Source organism: Rhizobium sp. BK112 (assembly GCF_014193215.1).
Lineage (GTDB): Bacteria > Pseudomonadota > Alphaproteobacteria > Rhizobiales > Rhizobiaceae > Rhizobium > Rhizobium anhuiense.
The window spans coordinates 576,814-592,238 of the sequence record NZ_JACHYZ010000001.1; the positions used below are offsets into that span (position 1 = coordinate 576,814).

A 15,425-nucleotide genomic window follows, 5' to 3' on the forward strand; every position below is an offset into this window, starting at 1 on the left:
GGTTAATTCACCGCAAGCTTCAGGCCCTCGCGCGGCGTGACGACGGGCGACCAGCCGAGCACGTCGCGGGCATGGGATATGTCGACCTGCAGGGAGCCGCAAAGACGCTGGTAGACGGCGCTCTTTCCCGTCACTCTCGCCCCCATCTGCAACAAGGCGGGAGGGAAGGGAAGCAGCATCGGCTCGACGCCCAAGCCTGCGGCAATTCCTTCGATAAGCCCCGGGGTCGACAGATCTTCCCCATCGCCTGCAAGAAAGGTCTGGCCGGCAGCGTCCGGATGCGTCATGCCCGTGACGATCAGATCGACGAGATTGGGAAGCGCGACCAATGTCCGGCGGTTCTTCAGCGAGGCGAAGGGGAGCGGTATCTTCTTCCGGACAAGTCCGACGAGCAGGGCGAAGTTGCCCCTGGCACCGGGCCCATAGACGAGCGGCGGTCGAATGACGACAATTTCGATGCCTGTTCGGGCGGAGATTTCCTGCAGCCCGATTTCGCATTCCAGCTTCGAAATACCATAGGGATCAACCGGCATCGGCGTGTCGTCGTGCCGGAAAGGCCGGTCGTTCTCTTCACCATTGACCTTGATGCTGCTGATGAAGACGAGCCTTTTTACGCCCGCGCGGGCGGCTTGCTCGGCGAGATTCAGCGTGGCGGCAGTGTTGATTTGGCGGAATTCCGTCAGAGGATCGGCCGCGCGGTCATCCATGATGTGAACGCGGGCAGCGAGATGGACAATGACATCGACACCGTCGAGAGCTGCCGTCCAGTCGGTTTCGCTGGTTATCTCGATGGGAAAATGCCGCACATCCGCCGGGAAGCTGGCGGCGGCCGAGCGGGTGGTTACCGCAAGCTCCCATATCCGCTCTTTATGCAGCCTTTCGACGAGGGGGCCTCCGACAAAGCCGGCCGCGCCGGTAATGAGGCATCGCATCATCTGTTCCCCGTTTTGCCGTGACTGCTCCGGTTAGCCTGAAGTGCCCACGGTATCAATAAAAAAGCCGCGACGGTGGCCGTCGCGGCTTTTCGTTGATTGGTTATCCGAGGCTCAGACTTCTTCGCGGCCCGACAGCAGGATGCAGACCAGCGAGATCACAGCCGAGGCGGCAAGGTAGTAACCGACATAGTTCAGGCTGTAGTGGGTGGCGAGCCAGGTGGCGATATAGGGGGCGAGCGAGGCGCCGAAGATGCCACCGAGGTTGAAGGTCATCGAGGCGCCGGTGTAGCGCACCATGGTCGGGAAGGGCGCTGCAAGAGCCGCGCCGATCGGACCATAGGTGAAGCCCATCAAAGCGAGGCCGATGATCGAGCACAGGAAGGCGCCTGTGAGACCGCTGGTCAGCAGCGTCGCGTAGAAGAAGCCGAAGATTGCGATGGCAATCGTCGTCAGCGACAGAATGATGCGGCGCGAATAGAGGTCTGAAAGCCAGCCGGAAAGCGGGATCGTCAGGCCAAAGAAGACGACGCCGACAAGCTGGACGACCAGGAACTGCTCTCTGGTATAACCGAGCCCGCCCTTTTCCAAAGGTGTCGTGCCCCAGGAGAGCGTGAAGACCGTCATCAGGTAGAACAGCACGAAGGTCGCCACGGCGATGAAGGTACCGAGGATCAGGCTGCGCAGATGGCCGCGGAAGACCACCTCGATCGGCACGGCGACGCGCTCGTGCTTTTCGACGGCTTTGCGGAACTCCGGCGTTTCGGCGATCTTCAGGCGGACATAGAGGCCGACAGCGACAAGGGCGAGGCTGGCGATGAAGGGAATGCGCCATCCGTAGTCGAGGAAATCCTCGTTGCTCATCGTTTCCGCCAGGATGAGGAAAAATCCGGAGGAAAGAATAAAGCCGATCGGCGCGCCGAGTTGCGGGAACATGGCGTACCAGCTGCGCTTGCCGGGAGGAGCGTTTTCGGTGGCGAGCAGAACGGCGCCGCCCCATTCGCCGCCGAGGCCAAGCCCCTGGCCGAAGCGGCAAAGCGCCAGCAGCAAGGGTGCTGCGATGCCGATCGAATCATAGCCCGGCAGCATGCCGATCAGGACGGTCGAAAGCCCCATCGTCATCAGCGCGGCGACGAGCGTTGCTTTGCGGCCGATGCGGTCGCCGAAATGGCCGAAGACCACGGCACCGATGGGGCGGGCGAAGAAGGCTATCGAGAAGGTGACCAGCGACTGCAGCGTTGCGGCGTTCGAATCGCTTGCCGGGAAGAAGAGATGCGGGAAGACGAGGACGGCTGCCGTCGCGTAGACGTAGAAGTCGAAGAATTCGATGGTGGTGCCGACAAGGCTGGCGATGAGAACGCGAGCCGGAGAATTGACTTGCGCGCTGTTCGAGGCAGGTGTCGGCGATGCGGAGATCGCGTCTGTCATTTTCATTCCAATCAGTCTGTCTATGGAACGCCTTGGGAGGCCGGCGGGTCTTAACGCAATTTCAGATCTAAGAAAACGTCTCCTCGCGTCGCAAGCATCGCGTCTCGAACCTGCGGTTTCTCGCTCCTTGCGTGAAGCTTGCTGCGCGCATGCCGGCGCGCTTGACCGGAATCAAATTGTGGCTGAAGCATTATTAACCCTTTGGTTGAAATGGAGGAGGCGCGCATGCAAAAGAGTCTTGTTGCCGAGTTTCTTGGCACATTCTGGCTGGTCTTCGGCGGATGCGGCAGCGCCGTGCTGGCAGCGGCCTTTCCCGAACTGGGGATCGGTTTTGTCGGCGTGGCCTTTGCGTTCGGCCTGACCGTGCTCACCATGGCCTATGCCGTGGGCGGCATTTCGGGCGGTCACTTCAATCCCGCCGTTTCCCTCGGTCTGACGGTCGCCGGCCGGTTTCCCGCCGCGCGCCTGGTTCCCTATATCGTCGTCCAGGTTGTCGGCGCCGTCGCCGCGGCCGCAGTGCTCTATCTTATCGCCAGCGGCAAGGCGGGTTTCGAGCTCGGCGGTTTTGCCGCCAACGGTTATGGCGATCATTCTCCGGGCGGCTATTCAATGCTTTCGGCGCTGCTGATCGAAGTGCTGCTGACCATGTTCTTCCTGATCATCATCCTGGGATCGACCAGCAGCCGGGTGCCTGCCGGCTTCGCGCCAATTGCGATCGGCCTCGGGCTGACGCTGATCCATCTCATTTCCATCCCGGTGACGAACACCTCGGTCAATCCGGCACGTTCCACCGGCCAGGCGCTTTTCGTCGGCGGCTGGGCGCTGCAACAGCTCTGGCTGTTCTGGATTGCGCCGCTTGCGGGTGGTGCGCTCGGCGGACTGGTGTGGAAATTCCTCGACGACGCCGACTGACTGCAAGATATCGAACTATCCCATTGAGCCCGCGTGGTTTTTCCGCGCGGGCTTTTCTCTTTCCGCGGATCGGCGGGCATCCTCGCTCGACATTTCCGAAGAGGTGAAAGTTAAAAAATGAAGGGCGCAGCAAGACGGAGTTAACGAAAGTAAACACTTCATTAACCATAATGATGCTCTAATGCGTGCAGGTCGGACAAAGGCCTGAAACGGAGCAGACAGCTTCGCGCAAGCGTCGCTTTCGAGAATGGAAGTTATTTTTGGGGGTGTTGATGAGTCGCAAGCATGTCGCTGTCCTGATGGGCGGATTTTCCTCGGAAAGGCCGGTCAGCCTTTCCTCGGGAAAGGCTTGCGCAGAAGCCCTCGAAGCTGAAGGCTTCGACGTGACGACGATCGACGTCGCGCGCGATGTTTCCGAGAAACTCGCCGCGCTGAAGCCCGATGTCGTCTTCAATGCGCTTCATGGCCCGTTCGGCGAGGACGGCACCATCCAGGGCATCCTCGAATATCTGGAAATTCCCTATACGCATTCCGGCGTGCTTGCCTCGGCGCTGGCGATGGACAAGGACAAGGCGAAGCTTGTTGCAGCCGCCGCCGGCATTCCGGTCGCCGAATCGCAGGTGGTCAATCGTTTCGCCTTCCCCGCGACGCACCCGATGAAGCCGCCCTATGTGGTGAAGCCGGTCCGCGAGGGCTCGAGCTTCGGCGTCGTCATCGTCACCGAAGACCAAGCGCATCCGCCGCAGGTCGTCAGCTCCCCCGAGTGGCGTTACGGCGAGGAAGTACTCGTCGAGCGCTATGTCTACGGCCGCGAGCTCACCTGTGGTGTCATGGGCGAAACGCCGCTCGGTGTCACGGAAGTGGTGCCGCAGGGACACAATTTTTATGATTACGACTCCAAGTACGCGGCGGGCGGTTCAAAACACGTCATCCCTGCGAAAATTTCACCGAATATTTACCAAAAAATACAAACATTGGCCCTAAGGGCGCATCAGGCAATCGGTTGTCGCGGCGTCAGTCGGTCCGACTTTCGTTACGACGATCGTTTCTCCGAAGACGGCGAAATTATCTGGCTGGAGGTCAATACCCAGCCAGGCATGACTCCAACTTCGCTCGTGCCCGAAATGGCCGGTCATGCCGGCTATTCCTTTGGTCAGTTTCTCCGGTGGATGGTGGAGGACGCGTCTTGTTTGCGTTGACGGTCAAGAGGTTAGGGCGTCCCAGCCATCATGCCGTGCTTCCGATGATGGAAGCCGAAGAGCGGTTCGTGCTGCCGCGCCCGCTGCGCCGGGTCACGCGCTTCCTGATCAGCCTCTGCAGCGGCCGCATCTACATTCCAGCCCATACCGGCACGGTCTCGGCGCTGGCTTTCCTGGCTGCGACAGGGCTTTACGGCATGTCGCTCGGCGGCCACACCGAAGCCGTCGCCCAGGCGACAACGACGGCGGCAGGCTTTGCGATCGAGGACGTGAAGGTCTCCGGCAATTCGGAGACGTCCGAAATCGAGATCCTGCAGCTGATCGGCCTCGACGGCACGACCTCGCTGGTCGCTCTCGACGTCGATGCCGCCCGCCGGAAAATCGCGCATCTTCCCTGGGTCGAAAATGTCGAGGTTCGCAAGATCTATCCGAAGACGATCGAAGTGAAGCTCAAGGAGCGCCAGGCCTATGCGATCTGGCAGCACGGGCAGGAGCTTTCCCTGATCGAGAAGAACGGCAGCGTCATTGCGCCGCTGCGCGACAACAAGTTTTCGGCGCTGCCGCTCGTCGTCGGCCGCGATGCGGAAACGGCGGCGGCATCACTCGACGACGCCTTCTCGAAATGGCCCGACGTAAAGGCCCGCGTGAAGGCCTACGTCTGGATATCCGGCCGTCGCTGGGACCTGCATATGGACAACGGCGTCGTCGTCAAGCTGCCGGAAGACGGTATCGACCAGGCACTGGCGACGCTTTCGACGTTCGACAAGGAGCATCAGCTGCTCGAGCGGGACATCGCTGCGGTCGATCTGAGATTGCCTGACAGAACCGCGATCCAGCTGACGCCGGAAGCGGCGGTTCGCCGGCAGGCGGTTGTGACGGAGCGTACGAAAGAATTGAAGAAGGCGGGGCAGAATATATGAGCTTGTTCGGTTCGTCCCATTTCGGATTGCCGCGCCTGAAGCCGCTTTCGTCGAAGCGGTCGCATATCGTTTCGGTGCTCGACATCGGCTCGACCAAGGTCGTCTGCATGATCGGCCGGCTGACGCCGCGCGAGGAAAGCCAGATCCTGCCGGGCCGCACCCATAATATCGAGATCATCGGCATCGGTCATCAGCGTTCCCGCGGCATCAAGACCGGCGTCATCGCCGATCTCGACGCGCTGGAAGGCGTCATCCGTCTTGCCGTCGACGCGGCCGAGCGCATGGCGGGGCTGACCGTCGAGAGCCTGATCGTCAATCTGACGGCCGGCCGCCTCGGCAGCGACATCTACACCGCGACCATCGATCTCGGCGGTCAGGAAGTCGAACTCAACGATCTGAAGAAGGTGTTGTCGGCCGCCTGCCAGCAGTCGCTGCGTCAGGACCGTTCGGTGCTGCATTCCCTGGCAACCGGCTTCTCGCTCGACGGCGAGCGGGGCATCCGCGATCCGCTGGCGATGTACGGCGACGCGCTCGGTGTCGACATGCATGTCGTCACGGCGGAGCGCTCGGCGCTGAAGAACCTCGAACTCAGCGTCAACCGCGCGCATCTGTCGGTCGAGGGCATCGTTGCGACGCCCTATGCATCCGGCCTTGCGGCTCTCGTCGACGACGAGGTCGAGCTCGGCTGCGCGGCGATCGACATGGGCGGCGGCACGACGACGATCTCGGTCTTTGCCGAAGGCAAGCTCGTTCACACGGATGCCGTCGGCCTCGGCGGCCATCACGTGACCACGGATCTCGCGCGCGGCCTTTCGACCCGCATCGAGGATGCGGAGCGGCTGAAGGTCGTGCATGCCACGGCCCTCTCGAATTCTTCCGACGAGCGAGAGCTGATCTCGATCCCGCCGATCGGCGAGGACGATCGCGACCAGCCGTCGCAGGTGCCGCGGGCGCTGGTTTCGCGCATCGTATCGGCCCGAATCGAGGAGACGATGGAACTGATTCGCGACCGTATCCAGCGCTCCGGCTTCAGCCCGATCGTCGGCAAACGCGTCGTGCTGACGGGCGGGGCGAGCCAGCTGACCGGTCTTGCCGATGTGGCGCGGCGCATCCTTGCCCGCAACGTCCGCATCGGCCGCCCGATGGGCGTCTCGGGGCTGCCGACGGCGGCCAAGGGCCCGGCCTTTTCGACGGCCGTCGGCCTGATGATCTATCCGCAGGTCGCGGACATGGAGACACATGCGTCACAGAGCGGTCTGCTCATGTCGCTTGGGGGAAATAACAGCCGGATAGCCCGCATGGGCCAGTGGCTGAAGGAAAGCTTCTGAAATTGAGTAATTGGCCGGCGTGGCGATGCGGCCAGAGAGAGAAGGAACAGGTACCATGACCATCAAGCTGCAAAAGCCTGACATCACAGAGCTGAAGCCGCGCATCACCGTGTTCGGCGTTGGCGGCGGTGGCGGCAATGCCGTCAACAACATGATCACCGCCGGCCTCCAGGGCGTCGACTTCGTCGTCGCCAACACGGATGCGCAGGCGCTGACGATGACGAAGGCCGAGCGCATCATCCAGCTCGGCGTCAACGTCACCGAAGGCCTCGGCGCCGGCTCGCAGCCGGAAGTCGGCCGCGCGGCTGCCGAGGAGTGCATCGATGAGATCGTCGATCACCTGAACGGCACGCATATGTGCTTCGTCACCGCCGGCATGGGCGGCGGCACCGGCACGGGTGCGGCTCCCGTCGTCGCGCAGGCAGCCCGCAACAAGGGCATCCTGACGGTCGGCGTCGTCACCAAGCCGTTCCATTTCGAAGGCGGGCGCCGCATGCGTCTGGCTGAGATGGGCATTCAGGAACTGCAGAAGTCTGTCGATACGCTGATCGTCATTCCGAACCAGAACCTCTTCCGCATTGCCAACGACAAGACGACCTTTGCCGATGCCTTCGCCATGGCCGACCAGGTTCTCTATTCCGGCGTTGCCTGCATCACCGACCTGATGGTGAAGGAAGGCCTCATCAACCTCGACTTCGCCGACGTCCGCTCGGTGATGCGCGAGATGGGCCGCGCGATGATGGGCACCGGCGAAGCCTCCGGCTCCGGCCGCGCTCTCCAGGCCGCAGAGGCTGCAATCGCCAATCCGCTGCTCGACGAAACCTCGATGAAGGGCGCTCAAGGGCTGCTGATCTCCATCACCGGCGGTCGCGACCTCACCCTCTTCGAAGTCGACGAAGCCGCGACCCGCATCCGCGAGGAAGTCGATCCGGACGCCAACATCATCCTCGGCGCCACCTTCGACGAATCGCTCGAAGGCATCATCCGCGTCTCGGTCGTCGCAACCGGCATCGACCGGGCGATGAACGAAGCCGCCGAGCGGAACCTCCAGCCGGCAGCAAGGCCCGCTATCCGTCCCTCCGCGGCTGTTGCTCCGGCAGCGGCCGCAGTTCAGCCTGCCCCCGTGATGCAGGCACCGAAGGCCATGGATCCGATCGCGCAGACCATCCGCGAAGCCGAGATGGAACGCGAGCTCGAAATTCCGGCCCCGCGTGCTGCCGCACCGCTGCAGCAGCCGGCTCCACAGCAGGAAACCTTCCGTCCGCAGAGCAAGATCTTCGCGCCTGCGCCGGAAGCTCCGGCAATGCGTCCTGCCCCTGTGCAGCAGCAGGCTCCGGCACCCGTCATGAGCCAGCCGGTGATAAGCCAGCCGGTTCAGCAGCAGCCGGTCCGGCAGGAGCCGATCATCCGCCAGGCGCCCGAACCGGTGCGCATGCCGAAGGTCGAGGATTTCCCGCCGGTCGTCCAGGCCGAACTCGACCACCGCACGCAGCCGGCCTCCGCGCATGCGGCGGAAGAGCGCGGTCCGATGGGCCTGCTCAAGCGAATCACCAATTCGCTTGGCCGCCGTGACGACGACGCCGTTGCCGCCGACATGACCGCCGCACCGCCGGCTGCTTCGCAGCAGCGCCGTCCGCTGTCGCCGGAGGCAAGCCTCTACGCACCGCGTCGCGGCAACCTCGACGACCAGGGCCGCGCGGTTCCGCAGGCCCGGATGATGCAGGAAGACGACCAGCTGGAAATCCCGGCATTCCTGCGTCGCCAGTCGAACTGATACCGTGCTTCGGCACCGTTCATGCCCGGGATCAAGGTCCCGGGCATTGCCGTTTTTCTGGCTGCGATTCGCAAGTGATTTCAATTGCGTGACTTCGTAACAAAGCGAAAGAAACAGTGATTTGGATTGGAGCGCCGGCGCACGTAAGTATGGTGCAAGGAAACTGCCCTAGGAGACCTTTCGACAGGCTCCTGCTGCAGAATGAACGATGACCGTGCCGATCGGACAGGCCGCCGGTACGGAAGAATAAAAGGCAGAATTTATGGCAATTGGCTTGCTGGGTTTTCAAACGACGGTATCGCGTCCCGTAACGCTCTCAGGCATCGGAGTGCATTCGGGCGCTGATGTCTCGATCACCCTGAACCCGGCCGAATCGGGCACCGGCGTCGTTTTCCAGCGCCTGCATGACAATGGCGACATCACCGAACTCAAGGCCGTCTCCTCGCAGGTCGGCAATACCGACCTCTGCACCGTGCTCGGCTTCTCGCCCGCCCATTCGGTCGCGACGATCGAGCATGTCATGGCCGCCATCTATGCGCTCGGCCTCGACAATGTGGTGATCGAGGTGCAGGGCTCCGAAATGCCGATCATGGATGGCAGCTCGCTGCCCTTCGTCGAGGCAATCGAGCAGGTCGGTCTCGTCTCGCTCGGCGTCAAGCGCCGCTATATCCGTATCACCAAGCCGGTCAGAATCGAGCATGGCGGCTCCTGGAGCGAATTCCGTCCCTATGACGGGACGCGCTTCGAAGTCGAAATCGATTTCGAGTGCCCGCTGATCGGCCGGCAGAAGTGGGCCGGCGACATGAACGCCGCCGTCTTCAAGGCAGAGCTTTCCCGCGCCCGCACCTTCGGTTTCATGCGCGATGTCGAGCGTCTCTGGGCGTCGGGCCACGCGCTCGGCTCCTCGCTTGAAAATTCCGTCGTCATCTCGGACGACAATACCGTCATCAATGTCGAAGGGCTGCGTTACGCCAAGGACGAATTCGTCCGCCACAAGACGCTCGATGCCGTCGGCGATCTGTCGCTTGCCGGCGCGCCGTTCATCGGCTGCTACCGTTCCTATCGCGGCGGTCACAAGATGAACGCCAATGCGCTGAAGGCGCTGCTCGCCGACCCCTCCGCCTACGAGGTCGTGGAGACGTCGACGCCGCGCCAGCGCGTCGCTGCCCGCGAATTGATCGCAGTTAGCGCTTCGGAATTCGCTCCCTGGTCGGCATGACCTCCAGCACATTCTTAAGACCAGGCCGCCTCTTTCCCAGAGGCGGTTTTTTTATATCCGCCGCGTCGTCGGCAATAGGCAGATGCATGACTGCCACAGGTCGGGAAGAAGATGAAAAGCCCGGTCATTCTGCGGCGGCTGCCACAAAAATGCGTTAATGCCTTATCATTGCGTTGCTCTTGATGCACATTTGTGGCTAGAAACGCCAGCGAGGCGTGGCTGCCGTGGAGCGAGCGGCGGCAGTGGGGTTCTTTCGAATGGGTTATGCAGGATCTGAAGGTATGATGAAGACAGCGCGTGCTTTGTTCGCATCGCTTCTGGTGCTCAGCGCAGGCGCCGCGATCTCCGGTTGCCAGTCGGACCCTGATATCGACATCACCAAGCTCGGCCTCGAAACCGATCCGCCTGATGTGCTCTACACCCAGGGCCTTGCCAATATGAAGGCCGGCAACATGGCGGAAGCGGCGCGCAAGTTCGACGCGATCGACCGCGAGAACCCGTTCTCCGAATGGGCGCGCAAGGCGCTTGTGATGAGCACCTTCGTCAAATACCGCCAGGGCCGTCTGGACGATGCGCTTGCGTCGGGCAACCGCTACATGTCGCAATATCCGAAGTCCCAGGATGCCGCCTATGTGCAGTATCTCATCGGTCTCACCTATTCCAAGCAGATCGTCGACGTGACGCAGGATCAGCGCGCCTCGGCCAAGACGATCGAGGCGATGCAGGCTGTCATCGACAACTATCCGAACTCCGAATATGTCGACGACGCGCAGGCGAAGATCCGCTTCGCGCGCGACCAGCTCGCCGGCAAGGAAATGCAGATCGGCCGCTACTACATGGAGCGGAAGGAATATCTCGCCGCGATCTCACGCTTCCGCATCGTCGTCGAGAAATATCCGAACACCAACCAGATCGAAGAGGCCCTAGCGCGTCTCGTCGAAGCTTATTACGCCATGGGCATCGTCGACGAGGCGCAGACGGCGGCTGCCGTTCTGGGTCACAATTATCCCGACAGCCAGTGGTACGCCGATTCCTACAAGCTGCTGCAGACCGGTGGTGCCGAGCCGCGTGAGAACAAGGGCTCGTGGATCGCTGCGGCAGGCAAGAAACTTCTTCTCGGTTCCTGAGGCCAATGCTGATCCAGCTTTCGATCCGCGATATCGTCCTGATCGAGCGGCTGGATCTTGCCTTCGAGACCGGCCTCTCCGTGCTGACGGGGGAGACCGGGGCGGGCAAATCCATCTTGCTCGACAGCTTGTCGCTGGCGCTCGGCGGGCGCGGCGACGGCGACTTGGTGCGCCATGGCGAGGACAAGGGCCAGGTGACGGCGGTGTTCGACGTCGGCATGGATCACGGCGCCCGCACACTCCTGCGCGAAAACGGCATCGATGACGAGGGCGATCTGATCTTCCGTCGCCAGCAATCGGCGGACGGGCGCACCAAGGCCTATGTCAACGACCAACCGGTCAGCGTGCAGCTGATGCGCCAGGCCGGTCAAATGCTGGTCGAAATCCATGGCCAGCACGACGACCGCGCTTTGGTCGACACCAATGCCCACCGCACTCTGCTAGATGCCTTCGCCGGCCTCACCGACGAGGTTTCGGAGGTTTCCCGGCTCTATCGCCTGTGGCGCGACAGCGAGCGGACACTGAAGAAGCACCGCGAGAAGGTGGAAAGTGCGGCGCGCGAAGCCGACTATCTGCGCTCTTCCGTCGAGGAACTCGAGAAGCTCTCGCCGCAGGATGGCGAGGAGGAAGAACTCGCCGACCGCCGGCAGAAAATGATGAAGGCCGAACGAATCGCCGGCGATATCGCCGAGGCCTCCGAGTTCCTGAACGGCAATGCCTCGCCGGTGCCTCACATCGCCTCGCTGGTGCGCCGGCTGGAGCGCAAGAGCCATGAGGCGCCGGGACTGCTCGAAGACACGGTGGCGCTGCTCGATGCCGCGCTCGACCAGCTTTCCAACGCGCAGATGGAAGTCGAGGCGGCGCTGCGCAAGACCGAATATGATCCGAGGGAACTGGAGCGCGTAGAGGAGCGGCTTTTTGCGCTCAGGGCCGCCTCGCGCAAATATTCCGTGCCCGTTACCGAGTTGCCTGCGCTTGCCGTCCGCATGATCGCCGACCTTGCCGATCTCGACGCGGGTGAGGAGCGGCTGGCGCGGCTCGAAGCCGAGGTCGGCCTGGCCCGTGAAAACTACGATACGGCGGCGCGCTCGCTCTCCGACAAGCGCCATCATGCCGGTATTGCCTTGGCTGCGGCTGTCATGGCCGAGCTGCCGGCGCTGAAGCTCGAACGCGCCCGTTTCATGGTCGAGATCACCACGGATGCGCACGAGGCCCTGGCTGAAGGCATCGATGTGGTCGAGTTCCATGTCCAGACCAATCCCGGCACGCGGCCGGGCTCGATCATGAAGGTTGCCTCCGGCGGCGAACTCTCACGTTTCCTGCTGGCGTTGAAGGTGGCGCTGGCCGATCGCGGATCTGCTCCGACGCTGGTCTTCGACGAAATCGACACCGGCGTCGGCGGTGCGGTGGCCGATGCGATCGGCCAGCGGCTGAAGCGGCTGTCGGAGCGGGTGCAGGTGCTGTCGGTCACGCATGCGCCGCAGGTCGCAGCAAGGGCGGCGACGCATCTGTTGATCTCCAAGGGACCGGCGGCCGAGGGATCCGAAAAGATCGCTACGCGCGTCGCGACGATGGCGCAGAAGGACCGAACCGAGGAGATCGCCCGCATGCTGGCCGGGGCATCGGTGACCGAAGAGGCGAGGGCCGCGGCGAAGCGGCTGCTGGCCGGCAACGGCTGATCGCAACTCGGCTGTCGGTAAGGCCGACGGCGGTGACGAACATCTCGCTTTGCGCTATCCGTAACATTCCGATCCGCGCCGATCTGTTGCCATGCGCCTTTTCCATTTCAGCGACGATCCCGACATTGCGGTGTTCGAACCGCACCCGGTTCGCGTACCCTCGATTCGCCCGGCGGGCCGGGAATGGCTGAACGGTCCGCTCGTTTGGGCAATCGATGGCGACCATGACTTCATGTATCTCTTTCCGCGCGACTGCCCGCGGATACTGATCTGGGCCACACCCGAGACGCCGGAGGCCGAGCGACGGCACTGGCTCGGGGATTGCAGGGCCGCGGCCTATGTCGAGCGTCACTGGTTGGAAAGGCTCTCGGCGGAGACGATCCATCGCTACGAGCTGCCGGCTGGGGATTTCGAGGATCTGGATGATGCCGGCATGTGGGTGGCCCGCAGACGCGTTGTTCCCATCGAGCGCACCGCCGTCTCGCGGCTCGACCGGGAGTTTGCCCCGCGCGGCGTGGAGCTCAGGGTGGTCGATAGTCTTGCGCCGTTGAAGAGCCTTTGGGACACGGGCTTGCATGTCAGCGGCATCCGGCTGCGCAATGCGCGGGATTGGGAACAGGATGGGTAGATCGATCTTCGCAGCGCGGCATGCGCGGCCTCCCTTTTCATCCGGAATTTTTGCTCTAAAAACAATCCAGATTTCTGGCCAGATTCCCTGGAGTGTTATTCCATGTCCATCGAAGGTTCCGCCGTCGACACGTTGACGATCGAAGAGGCTGCTGCCGAGCTCGAACGGCTGGCAAAGGAGATCGCGCATCACGATGCGCTCTATCACGGCAAGGACCAGCCGGAGATTTCGGATGCCGATTACGACGCGCTGAAGCGCCGCAATGATGCGCTGGAAGCACGCTTTCCCGAGTTGATCCGCGAAGACAGCCCATCGCGGCATGTTGGTGCAGCGCCCTCCGTGACGTTTTCGCCTGTCGTCCATGCGCGGCCGATGCTGTCGCTCGACAACACCTTCTCGCAGGAGGACGTGCAGGATTTCGTCGCCGGCGTCTATCGCTTCCTCGGCCGTCTGCCGGACCAGTCGATCGCCTTTACCGCCGAGCCGAAGATCGACGGTCTCTCGATGTCGATCCGTTACGAGAACGGCAGGCTGGTGACGGCTGCGACGCGCGGAGACGGGACGACGGGGGAGAACGTCACCGCCAACATCCGGACCATCTCCGAGATCCCCAACGAGCTGCCGAAGGGCGTGCCCGCCGTCGTCGAGATCCGCGGTGAAGTCTATATGGCCAAAAGCGATTTCCTGGCGCTGAACCGGCAGATGGAGGCGGAGGGCAAACAGACCTACGTCAATCCGCGCAACACCGCGGCCGGGTCGCTGCGCCAGCTCGACGCCAAAGTGACGGCGAGCCGCAAGCTCAAATTCTTCGCCTATGCCTGGGGCGAGATGTCGGAGATGCCCGCCGATACACAGTTCGCCATGGTGCAGACCTTCAGAGACTGGGGTTTTCCGGTCAACCCGCTGATGAAGCGGTTGAATTCGGTCGCCGACATCCTGGCGCATTATGACGAGATCGGCCTCGAGCGCCCGGATCTCGACTACGACATCGACGGCGTTGTTTATAAGGTTGACAGTCTCGAACTGCAGCAGCGCCTCGGCTTCCGCTCGCGTTCGCCGCGCTGGGCGACGGCGCATAAGTTTCCGGCCGAACAGGCCTTCACCGAGGTCGAGAAGATCGAGATCCAGGTCGGCCGCACCGGGGCGCTGACGCCGGTGGCGCGGCTGAAGCCGATCACGGTCGGCGGCGTCGTCGTCACCAATGCGACGCTGCACAACGAGGATTACATCAAGGGCATCGGCAATAGCGGCGAGCGCATCCGGCCGGAGGAACACGATATCCGCGAAGGCGATACCGTCATCGTCCAGCGCGCCGGCGACGTCATTCCGCAGATCCTCGATGTCGTGATGGAAAAACGCGCGGCCGACGCCCGGCCCTACGAATTCCCGAAGACATGCCCGGTCTGCGGTTCGCATGCGGTGCGCGAGGTCAACGAGAAGACCGGCAAGATGGATTCGGTGCGCCGCTGCACCGGCGGCTTCATCTGCCGAGCGCAGGCGACGGAGCATCTGAAGCACTTCGTTTCGCGCAACGCTTTCGATATCGAAGGGCTCGGTTCGAAGCAGATCGACTTCTTCTTCGAAAATGAAGATCCGTCGCTGCAGATCCGCACCGCGCCCGACATCTTCACGCTGGAGAAGCGCCAGCAGCAATCGCTGACCAAGCTCGAAAATATCGACGGCTTCGGCAAGGTCAGCGTCGGCAAGCTCTATGCGGCGATCAACGAACGGCGCAGCATTGCGCTCCACCGCTTCATCTACGCGCTCGGCATCCGTCATGTCGGCGAGACCACGGCGAAGCTGCTGTCGCGCTCCTATGGCACCTATGCGGCCTTCGAGACGGGGATGCGGGAGGCCGAGACGCTAGCCGGCGACGCCTGGAACGATCTCAATGCCATCGAGGGCATCGGCGAGGTCGTGGCGCGGGCTATCGTCGAATTCTACAAGGAGCCGCGCAATGTCGAGGTGATCACCCGGCTTATCGAGGAGGTGACGCCCGAGGAGGCCGAACAGCCGGTGACGGCGGGCAGCCCGGTCGCCGGCAAGACCGTCGTCTTCACCGGGTCGCTGGAAAAATTCACCCGCGACGAGGCGAAGGCGAGGGCGGAAAGCCTCGGCGCCAAGGTGGCGGGATCGGTCTCCAAGAAGACCGACATCGTCGTTGCCGGCCCCGGCGCCGGCTCCAAGCTCGACAAGGCGCGCGAGCTCGGCGTGCAGACGATGGACGAGGATGAATGGCTGGCGTTGATCAGCGGGTGAAGGGCTGAGGGCAGGCCGCC

Annotated in this window: 12 protein-coding genes; 10 read left to right on the plus strand and 2 right to left on the minus strand. The window is 62.7% G+C overall.

All coding sequences use genetic code 11. The features are described 5' to 3' along the window. Nucleotides 1-2: 2 nt before the first annotated feature. Both FHT75_RS02715 and FHT75_RS02720 read right to left on the minus strand, forming a co-directional pair. Nucleotides 3-932, minus strand: coding sequence for a UDP-glucose 4-epimerase family protein (locus FHT75_RS02715; RefSeq protein WP_063474591.1), 930 nt, complete (start codon nucleotides 930-932; stop codon nucleotides 3-5). Nucleotides 933-1,046: 114 nt separating this feature from the next. Further along, nucleotides 1,047-2,360, minus strand: a complete 1,314-nt coding sequence (locus FHT75_RS02720; RefSeq protein ID WP_063474592.1) for an MFS transporter — start codon at nucleotides 2,358-2,360, stop codon at nucleotides 1,047-1,049. Nucleotides 2,361-2,570: 210 nt separating this feature from the next. Between FHT75_RS02720 and aqpZ the strand changes: the two genes are divergently transcribed. The 10 genes from aqpZ (at nucleotide 2,571) to ligA (ending at nucleotide 15,405) form a co-directional block, all read left to right on the plus strand. Beyond that, complete coding sequence (gene aqpZ / locus FHT75_RS02725) at nucleotides 2,571-3,272, plus strand: aquaporin Z (RefSeq protein ID WP_280178063.1); 702 nt, start codon at nucleotides 2,571-2,573, stop codon at nucleotides 3,270-3,272. A 272-nt stretch (nucleotides 3,273-3,544) separates the two neighbouring features. Then, nucleotides 3,545-4,471, plus strand: a complete 927-nt coding sequence (locus FHT75_RS02730; RefSeq protein ID WP_047610935.1) for a D-alanine--D-alanine ligase — start codon at nucleotides 3,545-3,547, stop codon at nucleotides 4,469-4,471. Beyond that, nucleotides 4,459-5,391: a cell division protein FtsQ/DivIB gene (locus tag FHT75_RS02735; RefSeq protein WP_063474594.1), complete on the plus strand. Its 933-nt coding sequence runs from the start codon at nucleotides 4,459-4,461 to the stop codon at nucleotides 5,389-5,391. The genes FHT75_RS02730 and FHT75_RS02735 overlap by 13 nt, the downstream gene beginning before the upstream one ends. After that, on the plus strand, nucleotides 5,388-6,719 hold the full coding sequence (gene ftsA / locus FHT75_RS02740; RefSeq protein WP_047610931.1) for a cell division protein FtsA: 1,332 nt from the start codon (nucleotides 5,388-5,390) through the stop codon (nucleotides 6,717-6,719). The genes FHT75_RS02735 and ftsA overlap by 4 nt, the downstream gene beginning before the upstream one ends. Nucleotides 6,720-6,774: 55 nt before the next feature. Beyond that, entirely contained in the window at nucleotides 6,775-8,493 is a 1,719-nt protein-coding gene (gene ftsZ / locus FHT75_RS02745; protein WP_047610929.1) for a cell division protein FtsZ, read from the plus strand. 262 nt (nucleotides 8,494-8,755) lie between these two features. After that, on the plus strand, nucleotides 8,756-9,712 hold the full coding sequence (gene lpxC / locus FHT75_RS02750; RefSeq protein ID WP_047610927.1) for a UDP-3-O-acyl-N-acetylglucosamine deacetylase: 957 nt from the start codon (nucleotides 8,756-8,758) through the stop codon (nucleotides 9,710-9,712). Between the two features lie 257 nt (nucleotides 9,713-9,969). Then, a complete protein-coding gene (locus FHT75_RS02755) occupies nucleotides 9,970-10,839 on the plus strand; it encodes an outer membrane protein assembly factor BamD (protein ID WP_174824440.1) in 870 nt (289 codons plus the stop codon). Nucleotides 10,840-10,844: 5 nt separating this feature from the next. After that, entirely contained in the window at nucleotides 10,845-12,518 is a 1,674-nt protein-coding gene (gene recN, locus FHT75_RS02760) for a DNA repair protein RecN (RefSeq protein ID WP_063474596.1), read from the plus strand. A 91-nt stretch (nucleotides 12,519-12,609) separates the two neighbouring features. Beyond that, entirely contained in the window at nucleotides 12,610-13,146 is a 537-nt protein-coding gene (locus tag FHT75_RS02765) for a DUF6886 family protein (RefSeq protein ID WP_063474597.1), read from the plus strand. A 102-nt stretch (nucleotides 13,147-13,248) separates the two neighbouring features. After that, nucleotides 13,249-15,405 carry an NAD-dependent DNA ligase LigA gene (gene ligA, locus FHT75_RS02770; RefSeq protein WP_063474598.1) on the plus strand — a complete coding sequence of 719 codons (2,157 nt, stop codon included), beginning with the start codon at nucleotides 13,249-13,251 and terminating at the stop codon, nucleotides 15,403-15,405. The last annotated feature ends 20 nt before the right edge of the window (nucleotides 15,406-15,425 follow it).